Origin of the sequence: Shewanella sp. SR1 (assembly GCF_020447145.1) — a bacterium.
In the GTDB taxonomy this organism is placed as follows: Bacteria; Pseudomonadota; Gammaproteobacteria; order Enterobacterales; family Shewanellaceae; genus Shewanella; species Shewanella baltica.
In genome coordinates this window covers 84,085-101,735 of sequence record NZ_JAJAEF010000013.1, presented here as the reverse complement: position 1 = coordinate 101,735, position 17,651 = coordinate 84,085, and the positions used below count along the sequence as shown (strand labels likewise).

The window sequence follows — 17,651 nt, the reverse complement described above, 5'->3', positions numbered from 1 at the left end:
GGCATCAAGATGCCAATCCCGTTTTTTTTAATACCGACGTCGATACCTTTTCAACAAAGCTAGACTTATGCCGCTATAAAACATACTGCTGTAAAAAAGACAGCAGCACTTATCGCGTCTTATCTTAATGCCAAGAGTTCTTTTCTGACGATCTCTGCGCCTGCACTTAAGGCGTTGAGTTTGCCTCTTGCGACTTGATGAGATAAAGGCGTCATACCGCAGTTAGTACAAGGATAAAGCTTGTCAGCATCGACAAATTTAAGGGCTTTTCGTAGGGTGTCAGCCACTTCCTCTGCGGTTTCAATCGTGTCGGTGGCAACATCAATCGCGCCGACCATGACTTTTTTACCGCGAATGAGTTCAAGTAGCTCCATTGGCACATGGGAGTTGTGACATTCTAGCGAGATGATATCGATATTAGACTTTTGCAGTTTAGGAAATGCTTCTTCATATTGGCGCCACTCTGACCCTAAGGTTTTTTTCCAATCAGTATTGGCTTTGATGCCATAACCATAACAAATATGCACCGCAGTTTCGCATTTAAGCCCTTCAATGGCTCGCTCTAAACAGGCAATCCCCCACTCGTTTACCTCATCAAAAAACACATTAAAGGCAGGCTCATCAAATTGGATAATATCAACACCCGCCGCTTCTAATTCTTTGGCTTCCTCATTTAGAATTTTGGCAAATTCCCACGCAAGCTTTTCGCGACTTTTATAATGGTCATCATAAAGCGTATCTATCATGGTCATTGGGCCAGGCAGCGCCCATTTAATTGGTTGCGTAGTTTGCTTGCGTAAAAATTTGGCATCTTCAACAAACACGGACTTTTGGCGACTCACTGGGCCGACAACCGTGGGTACACTCGCATCATAACGATCGCGAATTTTCACGGTTTTACGTTTTGAAAAATCAACGCCGTTGAGGTGCTCAATAAAGGTAGTGACAAAATGCTGCCGCGTTTGCTCGCCATCACTGACAATATCAATCCCTGCGTGTAGTTGATCCTGTAATGACAAACGCAGTGCATCGTGTTTACCTGCAATTAATTCCTCACCTTGTAATTTCCAAGGAGACCAAAGTGTTTGAGGCTCTGCCAGCCACACAGGTTTAGGCAAACTGCCTGCGGTTGAAGTCGGTAACAGGGTTTGGTTAAGCGATGTTTTATTAAGTCGTGTTTTCATGATAATGATGCCGTATTGGGTTAATTATTGAGCGTGACGATTAAGTGCAGAGCGACTAAAGGTAATTAGCAGACCATTGTTCAAAAAACGTTTGGTAGGGTTTGATAAAGTACTCCGCTGCAAATTTGCCTTGCTCATTAGCCAATTGGCTACGTTCTGCTCGATCATAAACAATTTGAGTTAATGAATGATCCAAGTTTTTCAAATTGGGTTGATAGCATTTCCCTGCAACAGCATTGGCGTTATAAATCTCAGGGCGATAGATTTTTTGAAAAGTTCCCATAGTGCTGATGGTGCTTATCAACTCAAGGTGAGTGTAATCATTGAGTAAATCACCAAAGAAATAAAAAGCTAACGGCGCCACGCTATTTGGCGGCATAAAATAGCGCACCTGTAAGCCCATTTTTTTGAAATATTGCTCAGTTAAAGACGATTCATTTGGCTGATATTCAACCCCTAATACGGGATGCTGATTCTCAATTCTATGGTAGGTTTTATTATCCGAAACACTGAGACAGATAACCGGTGGCTTATTAAAATTCTGTTTGTAAGCATCAGAATTAACAAAAGACTGAAATAGCTTGCCATGTAGACCACCAAAATCATCTGGAATACTAAATTTGGCTTGGCCCTTATTATGTTCTGCCAGTAATACGCTAAAGTCATAATCGCGTACGTAAGATGAAAAGTTATTACCTACAATGCCTTCAATACGTTTATTGGTTTTATGATCAACAATATTGGTTTTCAAAATTTCAATCGATGGGAAAGTTTGACCACTGTCGTCAATATCCAGATTAACGGAGATGATTTCCAGCTCGACGCTATAACGATCGCCTTTAGGATTATCCCAATGAGCTAAGGCATTAAAACTGTTATCAATCATCTTTAACGCGTTGCGTAAGTTCGCTTGGCGATGACTGCCTCTGGCCAAATTAGCAAAGTTGGTCGTAATACGCGTCTTGTCTGAGGGATGATAATTTTCATCAAGACAAATGCTGTTAATCGTAAATGTAAAATGCTTATCCATAGTGATCCAGTATCCCATTGTCTGATTTCAAACCTGAGTTTATGCCCTGCGCTTCTAGCTTCTAGACCCGACTCTGATAGACATTATTCGTGTTCTGTCTGAGTTTCTGTCCTGAGGTTCTTACTCAGTTGTCTCACAGTCGTTTAGGGGCGACTTACTTTTAACTTAAGTGCCGATGACTTTAGTCCTGATGGCTTAGCTAGGGTGCAACTTCAAGCTTGTCTAATATTTCGCTTGGAATCATTTATACGTGGTTCGGCACATGAACAAAAACGGTTTTATTTCACATACAACATGAGCCATATTCATGATCGATTAGCATGGCGTTGTTGATTAACCAGAACTCGGGATAGGGAAAAGCAGGGGAAGCAATATATTGTCGAGTTAGTTTCCCCCTAGAGACAGTTCGTAATATTGCCAGTTACACATATTTGCCCCAAAGCAAGATAACTTTGTCGTCAGTTGTGCTGCATGAATTGCCACTGTTTCCCCAGTGACTCGCCGCCTATTTTTTTTTAAAAGAAGCATCCCTGAGGGCTCGACGGCGACATCGATGTCGCCAACGGTCACTGGTGCAACAATGCCAATCTTAACTAACCCTCTCGCTGCTCGTTTAGCTAAAAAGCTATTGCCCCAAAACGTGTCAACCGCCTAACTCACTACTGTATTTGGCAACTAACTATTGACCAAAATTTAGTAATGGAACAAAGTAATTATGTATTGATGACCAATTTGGCTTTGCCACTACAGTTTGAGTTTGGATGAGAGTTGTCAGCCCTTAGGCGGGCGTTTGTTTTTCGTATATGGATGATCGATTCAAATGTCAAAAATATATAAATACTTTTCAAATAATGTAATTGAACTAGTTTTCCAAAAAAAAGGATTTTGCGGTGTAAAATGTTCTTTACCTCAGGATTACAATGATCCTTATGAGCTTTTCCTTGGCATGGATTTGAACACTCCAGCTGATCAACTTGCTTTTTATAATGATATTATTTCTGGTATTCCCCAAAGCCCAACGACATGTTTTTCTAAATCTCCGATTGTTTCTCCTATGTGGGCACATTATGCAAATAATCATACAGGATTCGTATTAGAGTTTGATTTAGATAAGTTGCAAGAGCACTTTATAGGTAACCCAATTTGGGATGTTACATATAGAAATGCACCAAGTGAGCACCTTCAACCTATCCTTCAAAGAGCCGCAGTTTTAAAAAAACCACGTCACTCTTATGCCTTACAAGAATATGTTTTTGTTGAATCATATTTTGCTAAATATGATAACTGGAAATACGAGCAAGAATGCAGGTTTGTTGATATGAAAAAAGTATCAGAGAAAGTAGCTGGGAACGATATTTTATACATTCCCAGTGATTTGGTAACTAGTATTATCATTGGTTCAAAATACCCTAAAGAAAACATCAATTTGACGAAAGAAATTGCTAAAAAGAATGAATTAACTTGGTATGAGTTAGTTATTGGTAAAAGCCACCCGAAACCATATATGAAAAATGAGTCTGGTAATGTTTTTACATTCTCTCAGAGCGATATATTAATTGCGCCTAATACTTGTAATAGTTGCTTAGAACCACTAGTAGCAGAGAGCGATTTATGTCCTTGGTGTAGCATAACCAAAGCCCATAAGGATGAAGCAGCTAGAAGCAATCCATTTAGAATGTTAAGTTCAATGGGGCAACTAGACAGCTACATGAAAGCTATGAGTAAAATTGGGAAATAGTTTCGTAAACAAAAAATACAAGTAGCTTTTAATACTCTCAAAGCCGCACGTGTTGACGGCATCACCCCATAGAAATTTTAATCCGAAACTAATGGATTTGAGTAAAAAATCTAACAAGCTTTTGTCCAAAAGTTTCTTATGTTCAATCGAATGACTTCGCTCAAGCCTAATCAGGTTGAACAATTTAACAGAATACTTATGACTTAATTTTTGAACCTACTGGTTACGCTGATACGTGAAAGGTGAGCAAGGGTGATTTGCGAGACGACCGTCCGCCCCATGGACGGGGCGGTCGAGCATCCACGGATGGACTGGCTGCGCGTCGGGGAGCAAATGCCATGGCAAACCATTGCTCAGAACGATGAACAGCCTCCCTACCGCCTCAATCCTTTATCTCTTGCTTCTAGATGGTTTCTAGATATCGCTCGCTTCGAAAGGCGTTACAAGCCTTAAAGTCGTCTTGCCTCGATCACGCTATCGACCTGGGTCAGTTTCGATAACACCCGCGATAAACCATCGAGGTTATAAAGCTCCAGTTCCAACTCAATCGCGGCGGTCTGGTTTTTAGTATCCGATGACGAGCTCATGGCCAGTACATTGGACTTTTCGGCAGCTAGCACTGAGGTTAAGTCACGTAATAAACCGCTGCGATCGTGGGCTAATACCCGCAGACGCATGCGATAACCGCCGGAGTAATTTTCGCCCCAGACCACATCGACACCGCGCTCTGGGTGAACCCGCATTAACTCTTTAACTTGTTCACAATCAGCGCGATGCACAGAAATGCCACGGCCTTTAGTAATAAAACCTAAGATTTCATCACCGGGAACTGGCTGACAACAACGGGCGATATGGTTAAGCAAGTTACCCACACCGTTGACTTCAACCTGACCACGGCCACTGGAGGTCGGCTTATGCTGGCCTTTCTTAACTAATTCTTCGACGGCATCTTCTTCTGACACTTCGTCGAGTCGCAGACGACTCTGAATATGGTTAACCACTTGATGCAGACGCACATCACCGCCGCCAATCGCCGCCAGTAAGTCCTCCATGCTCGCCATATTAAAGCGCTCGACCGCGATGGCCGCGTCTTTAATTTTAAGGCTCACCCGCGCCAATTCAGATTCGAGCATTTCTTTGCCGGCGACAATATTCTTGTCTCTGTCCTGCTGCTTAAACCAATGCTGGATTTTCGAACGCGCCCGCGAGGTACGGATATAACCTAAGTTAGGGTTAAGCCAGTCGCGCTTGGGGTTGGGCTGTTTCGAGGTGATGATCTCGATACGCTCGCCCGTTTCAACCTGATAGGTGAACGGCACAATACGCCCATCGACCTTAGCACCAATACATTTATGTCCCACTTGGGAGTGAATGTAATAGGCAAAGTCGAGCACGGTTGAGCCCAGTGGCAAGTCGACGACTTCACCGCTTGGGGTGAACACATAGACTCTGTCTTCAAACACTTGGCTGCGCACTTCTTCGACCAAGTTGCCACTTTCGACCACGTCTTCCTGCCATTGCAGAATTTTACGCAGCCAGTTAATTTTTTCTTCGTAGCCGCTTTGCTTACCGGAATGATTATTACCTTCTTTGTATTTCCAATGCGCGGCCACACCCAGCTCTGCATCTTCATGCATGTCTTGGGTACGAATTTGAATTTCAACGGTTTTGCCCTCAGGCCCCACCACTACGGTATGAATCGATTGATAACCGTTAGGTTTTGGGTTAGCGACATAGTCGTCAAATTCCCGCGGAATATGGTGCCAAAGCGTATGCACCACACCTAATGCGCCATAACAATCCTGCAGACGTTCGGTCACGATACGCACGGCGCGCACGTCAAACAACTCATCAAATTTGAGGTGTTTGCCCTTCATCTTGCGCCAGATGCTATAGATATGTTTTGGCCGGCCGTAGACCTTAGCGCGAATTTGATCTTCATCTAATCTTTGTTGCAATTGACTGACAAACTTGTCGATAAAGACTTCACGATCCAGTCGTTTGCCGTCTAACTGCTTAGCGATGTCTTTATAGGTATCTGGATGCAGGTAGCGAAAAGAAATATCTTCCAGCTCCCACTTTAATTGGCCTATGCCTAAACGGTTGGCCAGCGGCGCATAAATATCGGCAATTTCTCGGGCCAGTAGCACGCGAGTTTCTTCGTCGGCATTTTTCACCGCCCGCAGCAAACACACACGCTCGGCCAGTTTAATCACCACTGCACGCACATCTTCAACCATCGCCAGTAACATGCGGCGGATATTGTCGATTTGCGGCTCGGTTGAGCGGCTGTTGGGATTGATTTTCAACGCGCCGATGGCATTCATGGTCACAACGCTCGCCACTAAACGCGCCAGCGGCTCACCAAATTTCTCTTTGATGGCCTCTTCGGTCAGTAACCCAGCATCGAACACCACAAACAGAATCGCCGCTTGCAGGGTTTCAATGTCCATGTTCAGCGGTGCGAGGATTTCGATCATCTCTCGAGCACGTTCGAGCAGTTCTCTCTTCGCCGCAGGACTCTTGGCTGGTAAGGCGTCAATCTGCCCTATCAAGGAGAGCAGCATCTGCGCTTCATCGGCATGACCGACATAGCGAGCCACCCAATCTTCTAAGTGAAAATCGGGATCATTAAAGTGCGCTTCGCGAACAGAGACCATCTAATTTATTTCCTTATCCGTGCTCAGAGAGAAAGTGGGCACCACTTCAGCTCTCCTATCTTCAGCATTGGCGCGAACTTGCCAAACCCAACCGACGTAATAATCACATTTTTTACGTTATTCAAACGCTTTGCTTACTTTGCCAGCGCAAATTACTTGGTTAATTCAAACAGTGCCATGGCTTCGATATGGTGTGTTTGTGGGAACATGTCGATAAGTCCCAATTGCTGTAAGCGGTAACCGCGTTCTAACAGTACAGCGCTATCGCGGGCCAAGCTCGCAGGATTACAAGATACATACACGACTTTGCGCGGCTTCATTTTCTTCAGCCATTGCAAGCTTTCAAAAGCACCCGCTCGGGCGGGATCGAGCAGTAATTTATCAATTTTGCCCATCCAAGGCTCAAGGGATAAATCCGCGCTTAAGTCGCCATGGTAAAAGGTCAGTTTATCCAAATTGTTAGCTTTAGCGTTCACCCGTGCCTGAGTCACCATCTCGGCAACCCCTTCGACGCCAATCACATCAGCGCCCATTTTCGCTAAGGGCAAACTAAAATTCCCCATGCCGCAGAACAAATCCAAAATGCGCTCATCAGGCGCTGGCGCTAACCAATCCATCGCTTGAGCGACCATGGCCTTATTAATCTGTCCGTTCACTTGCACAAAGTTACCTGGGGTGAAGCTTAAACTCACCGCATCCGACTCAGCTTTGTCATCTAACAGCTGATAAACCGGTAACACTAACTCGGCGCCAACGCCTTGGAATTGGCCTTCGTTGTCCTGCAGACAAATGTGAATTTGATGCTGCTCAGCAAAGGCTGACAGCTTAGCGAGATCTTTATCGTTGAGCGCCTTAGTGATACGCAGCACGGCAAAGTGACCATTATCGGCGGCAATTAACTCAAGGTGACCTAAGCTGGCTTTAGCCGACAATTGATTTAGCAACTTAGCAAAGGGGACGATCAAGTCCGATAACGGCTTAGCTAACACCTGACACTGACTGATAGGCACCACGTGGCTGCTACTAGCAGCACGAAAACCTAAGCTTAAGTGTTTGGTATTTTTATCAAATAAAGTCGCAAGACGGGCACGGCGACGATAATGCCAACCTTCCCCCGTTAATGCGGGCGATAACGCGCCGCCATCGGCGCCGGCAAACTTAGCCATAATATCCAGCAGCGCCGCTTCTTTATGCTCACGCTGGCCCGATAATGACATATGCTGTAAGTCGCAGCCGCCGCAGGTGTGATAGTGTGGACACTCGGGCTCGACGCGCTCCGAGCTAGGTGTATCGACTTTGATTAACTTAGCGCGGGCATAATTTTTCTTTTGCTCGGTGAGCTGTACCGTCACGGTTTCATCGGGCAGTGCGCCGGGGATAAACACGACTTTACCTTGATGTTGTGCTATACCTGCCCCTAAGTGATCGAGCTGATTGACGCTCAGCGATAACTTAGCCGACAACTGTTTGGAACTATTTGGTTTTGCTTTAAAAAATTGCGCCATTTCGGCCTCTAAATCAATAAAATACTGGCAAAGACCGCCCTCTTTCTGGCAGTCTTATAAAATTATCTTAGTCTCTGTCACAGGAAACACCGCCGCTGCTATGAACCCAGTCAACAACATGACCAAATACAGCCTACGTTCTTGGGTTCTTGTACTGGCGCTCGCGCCAACAATCTTGGTCGGTATCCTTCTGGGCAGCTACTTTACCATAAACCGTTTTTATGAGCTCGAAGATACGCTCGTCGAACAGGGCAGCAATATTATCGAGCCGCTGTCGATTGCCAGTGAAATAGGTTTAGTGGCCAATGATCGCGAGGCGACCAAACGCTTACTCGCCGCAGCGCAGCTCAACAAATCCACCTTAGTGAAATCCATCGCGATTTTCGATGCCAATAATCAGCTCTTTGTGACCTCGCATTACCACAAAGATTTTGAAATTATGCGCTACAAAGAAGCGCTTAACACACTGCATAAAACCGAAATAGAGCATGTGGGCGACAGCCTGATTTTACGGACACCGATTTTCTCCACCGGGCCCAGCGCCGCTCCCGCAAATTACGATATCCAAACCGACGATGGTCAGCTGTTAGGTTATATCTCCATCATCATCAATAAAGAACGCGCCTTGCTCGAGCAACATAGAGCCGCCGTCGCCGCCTTTATAATCGTGTTGATCGGGGTGCAGTTGAACCTGTTGTTCACTTTCCGGCTGGTGAAAAACGTCACTCAGCCCATTACTGAAATGGTGCGCGTCGTCGCTAAAATCCGTGAAGGTAAGTTGGACGCCCGCTTAGATGGCAACTTGATTGGTGAGCTCGACTTACTCAAACGCGGCATCAATGCCATGGCAGGTTCGCTGTCGGAATACCATGATGAGATGCAGCAAAATATCGACCAAGCGACTTCGGATCTGCGGGAAACCTTAGAGCAGATTGAAATCCAAAACGTCGAGTTAGATTTAGCGAAAAAACGCGCCCTAGAAGCCAGCCGAATTAAATCAGAATTCTTAGCCAACATGTCCCACGAGTTACGTACGCCGCTCAATGGGGTTATTGGTTTTGCACGGCAATTGGTGAAAACCCCTTTGCATTCGAGCCAAGTGGATTACATCAAAACCATTGAGCGCAGCGCCACTAACCTGCTGGGCATCATCAACGATATTCTCGATTTTTCTAAACTCGAAGCCGGTAAAATGGTGTTGGAAAACATGCCCTTCGGTCTAAGAGAAACCATAGGCGATACCATCACGCTAATCTCGGGCAGCGCTCAGGCGAAGGGCCTAGAACTCGTCGTCGATATCGCTCCTAACGTACCCGACAATGTGAATGGCGATGCAATGCGTGTGTGCCAAATCATCAATAACTTGGTCGGTAACGCGATTAAATTCACCGACTCTGGCAGCGTGATGGTCAAAATCGAACTGCAAAGCCAGTCGGAAGAACAAGTAGTACTGCGCTGTGATGTGGTCGATACTGGTATCGGTATCGATGAAAGCCAGCAAGACTTTTTATTCCAAGCCTTTGGCCAAGCCGATTCGTCGATTTCCCGCCGCTTTGGCGGTACAGGCTTAGGTTTAGTGATCACTAAGCGTTTAGTGAATCAAATGGGCGGCCAAATTGGCTTTACCTCATCCCCAGAGAAAGGCTCAAACTTCTGGTTCAGTTTGCCGCTCGGCTTAGGTCAGTTCCAAATCGGTGACTCACTGCCGCTCGAAAAACTCAAAGACAAAACCATACTGTTTTATGAGCCCCGAGTGCTGACTCATGCTGTCTTGAGTCGCCAATTGAATCAATGGGATACCAAAGTGACTCACCATCAGCATATCCCAAGCTTGCTGACCACACTCAACACGGCCGAAGCGCCATACGACTATGTTCTCTTGAGTTGCCATGGATTTAGCGATGCAGGACAACTGGTAAGTACACTTAACTTGGCGAAGACCAAAACCGATTGTCTTGTGGTGCTATACGATTGCCAAGAACAGGATGCCTTAACCCAATTTATCCGCCCGAATGCCGATGTGGTGTTGTCTCTGCCCGTCAGTGAGCATCAACTTGCCCGCAACTTACTCTATCCACCGATGGAATACGACATCATAGCCCCAGTGACCATAGCCACGCCGGCGGCGCGCCAATCCTTAACCGTACTGGCGGTGGATGATAACTTTGCTAACTTAAAGCTAATCGACACCTTGCTCAGCGAGTTAGTGACAACGGTAGTTGCGGTCAACAGTGGCGATGAAGCAGTTAAACAGGCGAAGACTCGCACCTTCGATTTGATTTTTATGGATATTCAGATGCCAGGCACAGATGGTATCAGCGCCACTAAGCAAATTCGCCAAGGCTCGATGAACCGTAACACGCCGATTATTGCCGTGACGGCCCATGCGATTGCCGAAGAACGCGAGCTGATCTTAGGCAGTGGCATGGATGGATATTTACCGAAACCTATTGATGAAGCGGCGCTCAAAGACGTTATCCATCGCTGGATCACTCGCCCCAAATTCACCCATTTTGACCTGCATACGCTGAACTGGGATTTATGCTTAACCCAAGCCAATCATAAGGCAGACCTCGCCTTAGACATGCTGAGAATGTTGCTCGACTCCTTGCCGCTAACCGTGACGACAATTCAGACGGCGCTGAGTCAAAACGATCATCCCGTCATGCTCAGTACTATCCATAAACTTCATGGTGCGAGCTGCTACTGCGGCGTGCCAACAACCCAAAGATTATGCCAAGAAATAGAATCGGCGCTAAAACGTGAAACAGCGGTCGAAGATCTCGAACCCGAAATACTAGAGTTACTTGATGAGTTAACTAAGGTAGAATCTGCGGCAAATCAAGTGATATCACAGCTATCAGCGGAAATAACAGATGACCAAAAAAACGGGCTTCTTTAAACGTCTTAAGGCGTTAACACTGCCACAAAAACAACTCTTCGCCACTGCACTTTGCCAACGCATGTTGCCCAACTATCAACTGTTTTCCGAAGTCTGTGAGTTTGGTGACCCTGCAGTGTTAAGCACTGCATTAGAGCTAATGTGGCAATCCCTGTACGATCCTAAGCTTAAATTCAATATCGATGTGCATCTGCAACGTCTTGAAGATAACACCCCAGAACCCGCTGATTTTGAAGCCTATGGCGTCTATCCAGCCATGGACGCTGTGGTCGCCATATCGACCTTACTGGGTGCGATTCAAGGCAAGATTGAAGAAGATATCGTCAATATCAGCAAACTGTCATCGAGCACAGTGGCTAACTATATCGAAGCCATCAGCGATGTCGATTTAGTCGATGAAGCATTAGATGATTTTGTTTTTGCCCATGAAGTCATGGAAGAAGAGAAAGAATTACAAAATTCTCTGCTGGAAATTATCGAAGAAAATCCAAAGATCACGGCGGAACTGGTCAAAGGTTTACGCAAAGACATTATCGAAGCGGGCGTATCTAATATCGGCATCAGCGTCGCTTAATTGATGGGGTGCTTGGGGTAACTCAAGCACCCTTATTTCTAAACAGTATGTCTAAGCAATGTTTCTAAATAATGTTTCTAAATAATGTTTCTAAATAATGTTTCTAAATAATGTTTCTAAATAATGTTTCTAAACAATAAGCCTCTAAGCTCGACTGCAATCACTTTCAAGCAAGCCCAAAACGAGTAAAACCAAAGCTAGCAAGTTCCATCAGCCAATATTGAGCTATTCCAATGAAAAAGATTGTTTATCAAGGATTTGTCTTAACCAATAGCGAAGGACGAACCGACAGTTGGAAACTGACCATCAAAGATCAACAGCGTATCGGCTCTTTATTCGAACTGCGGCGTTTAGTGGGATACTTCTTGGAACTCGGCATATTACCCGCGACACGCTCCAGCCTGCAGGACGCGAAACAAACGCAAAATACCATGAGCAAAAACACGGTAAAACCTAAAAGACGTTAAGCATCCGTTCCCCTCGTTAAATCAACGCATAGAGAATAACTCTGGCGCCTTTGACTGCATAAACTCAATAAAGACTCTGACCTTTAGCGGCTGCTGGCTGCGCTGATGATATAAAATCGAAATCCGCCTCTGCTCGCCAATCCATTCTGGCAATAATACTTTAAGTTTCCCTTCTTTAATCTGCTGTTTTACAAACAGTTCAGGACCATACAAGATCCCGCCATGGCCTAAGGTCGCCTGAATCGCACCGTGCAAATCCGTGAGAGTCAGCTTAGTTGGACCATTAAAATAGAAAGACTCACCGCTCGGATGCTTTAAATGCCAATTAAACAGCGGCCAGACTTTTATCAGTTGATGGGCTTCGAGATCATCGGGATGCTCAAGTTTAGGTGCCTGAGCCAAGTATTCTGGCGTGGCAAACAGGCAATAATCCAGCTCACCTAAGGTGCTCGACACCCAAGAAGAATCAGGCTGAGCCCCGCCGACAATCGCCACATCTATGCCCTTATCAATCAAATCGACTAACTCATTGCTCTGGGAAATGTGCAAACGGATATCGGGATACAGTCGGCCAAATTCATTCAAAGCTTGAATAAACACGATGGAAATAATCGAAATTGGCGCGGCGATGCGCAGGGTGCCCTCGGGTTTATCGCTGCCCGCACCACTCAGTTCATCAAATTGGGCAACCACACTCTGGTAGCGTTGAAAGAGTGCCAACCCTTCCTCCGTCAATCGTAACTTGCGGGTGCTGCGCATAAAAAGCTGCTTATCGAGCTTCTCTTCCAACTTAGCTAACTTGCGGCTCACTGTGGCAATGGGCATATCAAGCTCCTTCGCCGCCTGTGAAAAACTGCCCGCATTGACTAAATGCACAAAAAGATAGACAAGTTGTAGTTCAGCGCCTAAATCATCACTCATTGCATGTCCTAATTCTGTTCTAGCTGCCCACTTTAGGCACTATATAAAGTCATCAACAATCACAGCGTACGCTAAGTCATTGTGTTTTAAACATCAATTAATCCACTTATACGACCATAGCGCAATAGCCATAGACTGAAATGATATGTTATTTTGTGGCGAGTTTTACTGCGCTGGCGCTAGTTCTGGTTCTAACGTGACATAAAAAAGGCAAACGCCCACCTAAAATCATAACGATAGTAGAAATGACGGTGGTGGCTGAGTTTATTAAAATTTAATCGTAAGGATGAGTGAGGGAAATGACCATTTTAACCCCTCTGTTTGCCGTCTTCGGGATCATGTTGCTCGGCACACTAGTGCAAAAATTAAAACTCTTGCCCGTCGATACGGATCAAGTGCTAAACCAGTATGTGTACTATATTGCTTTCCCTGCGATCATGCTTATCGCCCTCGCCCAGCAGCCGATTGATGAAATTTTGCAATGGGGATTTATTGCGGGCTACAGCACGGCTATGGTGATTACTTATCTTGTCTGCCTTGGGCTCTCGCTGATCGCTAACCCTAAACAGCATGCGGTTGCCGCCATTCGAGCCCTCAATGCCACCTTTGGTAATACGGCATTTATTGGTATTCCACTGCTTATCATCTTATTCCCGCAGCAGCAAAGTGCCTTAGTTGCCGCCGCGATTGCCAGCTTATTATCCGTGCTGATGTTTGCCGTCGCCTTAGTCTCGATGGAACTGGCCACTAACACCCAAAGACAACACCACGCCTTAGTCATAATGGCGATGGCGGTCGGTAAAAACCCTATCGTTATTGGTAGCTTGATTGGCGTCGGCATTTCGGCGCTAGAGATAAAACTGCCCTCAGGGCTGGCGCTCATGATCCAGCAAATTGGCAATACCTCAAGCCCGTGCGCGCTGTTTGCCATCGGTATGGTGCTCGCCAAAGCGATGCGATACCAGAAAGATAGCAGCGTATTTAGCCCCAAGAATTTTATCGAACTGAGCCTTATCAACCTCTTCAAGCTAGTTGTCCAACCGGCACTCGTCTACTTTATGCTTAGCCGTTTTGGCGTGAGCGGCGACTACCTGATCATGGGCGTGATCTTGAGCGCACTACCCACAGCCGCTAGCGTGTACTTGCTCGCCCAGCGCTATAACACTCAGGCTTCTACCAGTGCTCAGGGCATTCTATTTGGCACCTTAGTTACTTTCTTCAGTTTGCCTATCTTAGAAAGCTTAGTAAGAACCCATGCATAATCAGTTAATTAAAAATATTTACTGCCGATAATGCCGATTATTTACCCAAGCCACTTTACTGTATATAAAATCAGTATATACTGTTTATCAATACAGTGGTTTGGTATGTTTTTCGACAGGAATTCACTATGCTTTGCCAACTCAGCATTAATAACTTCGCTATCGTCCGTTTTTTAGAACTGGATTTTCGCCCCGGTATGACCAGCATCACAGGTGAAACTGGTGCAGGTAAATCGATCGCCATCGATGCGCTAGGCCTGTGCCTAGGCAATCGCGCCGATGCCAGCAGTGTTCGCCCAGGAGCTAATAAAACCGAGGTTAGCGCTCGCTTTTCCTTGGATGATATTCCACTGGCAAAACGTTGGTTAGAAGATAACGATCTTGAACTCGATGATGAGTGCATCCTACGTCGAACTATTGGTAGCGATGGCCGCTCGCGCGCCTACATCAATGGTAATCCAGTGCCACTGACGCAGCTCAAATTACTGGGTCAGTTGCTTATCGGTATTCACGGTCAACATGCGCACCATGCAATGTTAAAAAGTGAACATCAACTCACCCTGCTCGACAGTTATGCCAACCACAGATTACTTATCGATACGGTTGCCGCCAGCTTTCAACGCTGCAAGCAAATTGAGGCCGATCTAAAACAACTCGAAGCCTCCCAGCATGAACGTATTGCCCGTAAGCAATTAGTGCAATATCAAGTAGAAGAACTTGATGAGTTTGATCTTAAAGTCGATGAGTTCGATGAAATTGAGCAAGAGCACAAACGTCTTGCCAATGGCACTGAGTTGATTGATACCTGTCAGGCGAGCTTAGATATACTCACTGAAGGCGAAGAGAACAATATAGAATCGCTGCTTAATCGAGTCGTTTCCCTCGCCGAAGATCTGCAAAGCTACGATCCTGCATTAAGCAATATCAACACTATGCTCAATGATGCCTTAATCCAAGTGCAAGAAAGCGCAGGCGAATTACAGCACTATTTGAGTAAGCTTGAACTCGATCCAACCCACTTTGCCTATTTAGAAGAACGGCTATCAAAAGCCATGCAACTGGCGCGTAAGCACCATGTCAGCCCAAATAAACTAGCCGAACATCATTTGGCATTAAAGGCAGAACTGAGCACCTTAGACAGTGACGAAAGCAAGCTCGAAGAAATTCAACTACAGGTCGATGCCAGTAGAGCCGCTTACCTTAGCAACGCACAAAAACTCAGCCAAAGCCGCGCTAGATATGCCAAAGAACTCGACAAACTCGTGACTCAGTCAATCCACGAACTGAATATGCCTAAGGGTAAATTTACTATCGAAGTCAATTTCCACCCAGAGCAAATGTCAGCCAACGGCAGTGACAATATCGAATTTATGGTAACCACTAACCCTGGCCAACCCTTACAACCGATTTCGAAAGTCGCATCTGGCGGTGAACTTTCACGGATAGGCTTAGGGATCCAAGTGATTACCGCTAAGAAAGTTGCCACGCCAACATTGATTTTCGATGAGGTGGATGTAGGGATTTCCGGCCCCACCGCCGCAGTGGTTGGCCGCATGTTACGCAGCTTAGGGGAATCGACCCAAGTACTGTGCGTGACTCACTTGCCGCAAGTTGCGGGCAATGGTCATCAACACATGTTCGTCGATAAGTTTAATAAGGCGGGCAGTACAGAAACTACAATGAAGTCGCTCGATCGTGAGCAGCGTATTCAAGAACTTGCAAGGCTGTTAGGTGGCGATACTATCACTAGCAATACCCTAGCGAACGCAAGGGAACTGCTGCAATAGTAGAATCAAGCAGAAAAGGGATAAGGGATGTTCAGCTAATCCCTTCAATCAAGCTTCAATCAGAAAAATGCGAAATCAAAAGTTAAGGGTTAGTTGTTGGCCATGTTAACTATCATGCCAAGTTAGCTATCATGTTAGCTAACACACCAGACTAGCCCTTGCAGACAGATAAAGGCAAATACGCCCGCTAAGACATCATCAATCATAATGCCAAAACCACCTTCGACTTTGGCATCGAGCCAACGGATTGGCCAAGGTTTGATGATGTCAAAAAAGCGAAATAAACCAAAGCCCACTAACAGCCAAATCCAGCCCGCAGGTGCCGCTATCATAGTGATCAACAGTCCAGCCACTTCATCCCACACAATCGCGCCATGGTCGTGTACGCCCATGTCATGTGCCGCTTTACCGCAGATATAAAATCCTGCAAATACACTGACTAAAGTTAAGCCGATATACCAAGCAAGCGGTAATGGCGCCATCAGTAAATAGAGAGGAATAGCAGCTATGGTACCGAAAGTACCGGGCGCTTTAGCGGCGAGTCCGCTACCGAAACCGAGTGCCAAAAAGTGGACAGGATTTTTTAATGACAGGCGCGTTAACGCCTGATCCTTTGACAACCATTTCATTAGAAGTGCTCGAAACCATGATACGGCGGCGTAAACGGCTCACCATTGAGTTGTAACTTGAGCTTACTGCCCGCACAAATTTGCCCAACACGAACAAACTTTGCTCCTGCATGGCTTAATGCCGTCTCAAGCGCGCCTTTTTGCGCCTCAGGAACGGTGAACAACAATTCGTAATCTTCGCCGCCTGTCAGTGCATAACCTAAGGCATGCTCCTCGCTGACGGTATCTTGCATCGCGCGCGAAAGCGGGATGCAATTAACATCTACAACCGCACCAACTGCCGAAGCCTTAAGCACATGACCGATATCCGAGATAAACCCGTCGGAAAGGTCGATAGCACTGGAGGCTAGCGAGCGCAAAGCTTGGCCCGCTAAGACTCTTGGTGTTGGACGATAATGGCGATTGATCAGGAATTCTTTGTGCTCAGCTCTGGCCTGTTGCGCGCCGCGAATGATATCCAGACCTAAGGCCGAATCTCCGAGCGTGCCCGTGACATAAATCCAATCACCGGCTTTAGCACCATGACGCGTGAGTGCCTTACCCTGTGGGACTTGGCCGTGTACTGTGATATTAATCGCCCGTGGGCCACGAGTCGTATCGCCGCCAATTAAGGCGATGCCATAGTAATCGGCCGCTTCAAATAAACCTTCGCTAAAACCACTGAGCCAAGTTTCATCGACTTCGGGTAGCGTCAAGGCAAGCGTCATCCACGCGGGCTCAGCGCCCATGGCAGCCAGATCAGATAAATTTACCGCTAAGGCTTTGTAACCTAAGGCAGCAGGAGGCATATCGGGGAAGAAATGGACATTTTCGACTAAGGTGTCACAGGAGATAGCAATCGACTTGTTTTCTGCGGGTTGCACTAAAGCGCAATCGTCACCGATGCCAAGCTTCACATCACGGCGAGTGGGGCCGCGGTTGCTAAAATAACATTCAATTAATTGGAATTCTTTCACTGTACAGTTTGGCACGACTTACATCGGCCACCTTTG

13 protein-coding genes are annotated in these 17,651 nt (G+C 46.1%); 6 read left to right on the top strand and 7 right to left on the bottom strand.

Features of this window, described 5'->3' with window-relative positions:
- Window positions 1–119: 119 nt before the first annotated feature.
- Window positions 120–1,184, bottom strand: coding sequence for a methionine synthase (locus KV201_RS13670; protein ID WP_226059646.1), 1,065 nt, complete (start codon window positions 1,182–1,184; stop codon window positions 120–122).
- Window positions 1,185–1,239: 55 nt separating this feature from the next.
- Window positions 1,240–2,214 (bottom strand): DUF1852 domain-containing protein, encoded by a 975-nt coding sequence (locus KV201_RS13665; protein ID WP_226059645.1) that lies wholly within the window; start codon window positions 2,212–2,214, stop codon window positions 1,240–1,242.
- 820 nt (window positions 2,215–3,034) lie between these two features.
- Between KV201_RS13665 and KV201_RS13660 the strand changes: the two genes are divergently transcribed.
- A complete protein-coding gene (locus tag KV201_RS13660) occupies window positions 3,035–3,952 on the top strand; it encodes a DUF2971 domain-containing protein (protein ID WP_226059644.1) in 918 nt (305 codons plus the stop codon).
- 449 nt (window positions 3,953–4,401) lie between these two features.
- Here the strand turns inward: KV201_RS13660 and relA are convergent, their stop codons facing one another.
- Together relA and rlmD are read right to left on the bottom strand one after the other, a co-directional pair.
- Window positions 4,402–6,612, bottom strand: a complete 2,211-nt coding sequence (relA, locus tag KV201_RS13655; protein WP_226059643.1) for a GTP diphosphokinase — start codon at window positions 6,610–6,612, stop codon at window positions 4,402–4,404.
- 152 nt (window positions 6,613–6,764) lie between these two features.
- Window positions 6,765–8,117, bottom strand: a complete 1,353-nt coding sequence (gene rlmD / locus KV201_RS13650; RefSeq protein WP_226059642.1) for a 23S rRNA (uracil(1939)-C(5))-methyltransferase RlmD — start codon at window positions 8,115–8,117, stop codon at window positions 6,765–6,767.
- A gap of 100 nt (window positions 8,118–8,217) precedes the next feature.
- Between rlmD and barA the strand changes: the two genes are divergently transcribed.
- The 3 genes from barA (at window position 8,218) to KV201_RS13635 (ending at window position 12,060) form a co-directional block, all read left to right on the top strand.
- Window positions 8,218–11,019 carry a two-component sensor histidine kinase BarA gene (gene barA, locus KV201_RS13645; RefSeq protein ID WP_226059641.1) on the top strand — a complete coding sequence of 934 codons (2,802 nt, stop codon included), beginning with the start codon at window positions 8,218–8,220 and terminating at the stop codon, window positions 11,017–11,019.
- On the top strand, window positions 10,994–11,593 hold the full coding sequence (locus KV201_RS13640) for a YjaG family protein (protein ID WP_220590851.1): 600 nt from the start codon (window positions 10,994–10,996) through the stop codon (window positions 11,591–11,593). Before barA ends, KV201_RS13640 begins: the two co-directional genes overlap by 26 nt.
- A gap of 233 nt (window positions 11,594–11,826) precedes the next feature.
- Window positions 11,827–12,060, top strand: a complete 234-nt coding sequence (locus tag KV201_RS13635) for a DUF3319 domain-containing protein (RefSeq protein WP_006082632.1) — start codon at window positions 11,827–11,829, stop codon at window positions 12,058–12,060.
- 21 nt (window positions 12,061–12,081) lie between these two features.
- Here the strand turns inward: KV201_RS13635 and lldR are convergent, their stop codons facing one another.
- On the bottom strand, window positions 12,082–12,981 hold the full coding sequence (lldR, locus tag KV201_RS13630) for a LysR family transcriptional regulator LldR (RefSeq protein WP_006082633.1): 900 nt from the start codon (window positions 12,979–12,981) through the stop codon (window positions 12,082–12,084).
- Between the two features lie 299 nt (window positions 12,982–13,280).
- Here lldR and KV201_RS13625 point away from each other — a divergent pair, with 299 nt between their 5' ends.
- Both KV201_RS13625 and recN read left to right on the top strand, forming a co-directional pair.
- The gene (locus KV201_RS13625; protein WP_226059640.1) at window positions 13,281–14,243 is read left to right on the top strand and encodes an AEC family transporter; all 963 of its coding nucleotides are present in this window, start codon (window positions 13,281–13,283) and stop codon (window positions 14,241–14,243) included.
- Between the two features lie 128 nt (window positions 14,244–14,371).
- Entirely contained in the window at window positions 14,372–16,030 is a 1,659-nt protein-coding gene (gene recN / locus KV201_RS13620; protein ID WP_006086873.1) for a DNA repair protein RecN, read from the top strand.
- Between the two features lie 134 nt (window positions 16,031–16,164).
- Here the strand turns inward: recN and KV201_RS13615 are convergent, their stop codons facing one another.
- Window positions 16,165–16,659 carry a phosphatidylglycerophosphatase A gene (locus KV201_RS13615; protein WP_006082636.1) on the bottom strand — a complete coding sequence of 165 codons (495 nt, stop codon included), beginning with the start codon at window positions 16,657–16,659 and terminating at the stop codon, window positions 16,165–16,167.
- The gene (gene thiL, locus KV201_RS13610) at window positions 16,659–17,615 is read right to left on the bottom strand and encodes a thiamine-phosphate kinase (RefSeq protein ID WP_037392620.1); all 957 of its coding nucleotides are present in this window, start codon (window positions 17,613–17,615) and stop codon (window positions 16,659–16,661) included. Before thiL ends, KV201_RS13615 begins: the two co-directional genes overlap by 1 nt.
- Window positions 17,616–17,651: the final 36 nt, after the last annotated feature.

Bases quoted from the DNA above. Each gene is read 5' to 3' on its own strand.
- lldR (WP_006082633.1), bottom strand. From the start codon at position 12,981: ATGAGTGATGATTTAGGCGCTGAACTACAACTTGTCTATCTTTTTGTG.
- KV201_RS13665 (WP_226059645.1), bottom strand. From the start codon at position 2,214: ATGGATAAGCATTTTACATTTACGATTAACAGCATTTGTCTTGATGAA.
- KV201_RS13640 (WP_220590851.1), top strand. From the start codon at position 10,994: ATGACCAAAAAAACGGGCTTCTTTAAACGTCTTAAGGCGTTAACACTG.
- relA (WP_226059643.1), bottom strand. From the start codon at position 6,612: ATGGTCTCTGTTCGCGAAGCGCACTTTAATGATCCCGATTTTCACTTA.
- KV201_RS13625 (WP_226059640.1), top strand. From the start codon at position 13,281: ATGACCATTTTAACCCCTCTGTTTGCCGTCTTCGGGATCATGTTGCTC.
- KV201_RS13635 (WP_006082632.1), top strand. From the start codon at position 11,827: ATGAAAAAGATTGTTTATCAAGGATTTGTCTTAACCAATAGCGAAGGA.
- KV201_RS13670 (WP_226059646.1), bottom strand. From the start codon at position 1,184: ATGAAAACACGACTTAATAAAACATCGCTTAACCAAACCCTGTTACCG.
- KV201_RS13660 (WP_226059644.1), top strand. From the start codon at position 3,035: ATGTCAAAAATATATAAATACTTTTCAAATAATGTAATTGAACTAGTT.
- barA (WP_226059641.1), top strand. From the start codon at position 8,218: ATGAACCCAGTCAACAACATGACCAAATACAGCCTACGTTCTTGGGTT.
- recN (WP_006086873.1), top strand. From the start codon at position 14,372: ATGCTTTGCCAACTCAGCATTAATAACTTCGCTATCGTCCGTTTTTTA.
- rlmD (WP_226059642.1), bottom strand. From the start codon at position 8,117: ATGGCGCAATTTTTTAAAGCAAAACCAAATAGTTCCAAACAGTTGTCG.
- KV201_RS13615 (WP_006082636.1), bottom strand. From the start codon at position 16,659: ATGAAATGGTTGTCAAAGGATCAGGCGTTAACGCGCCTGTCATTAAAA.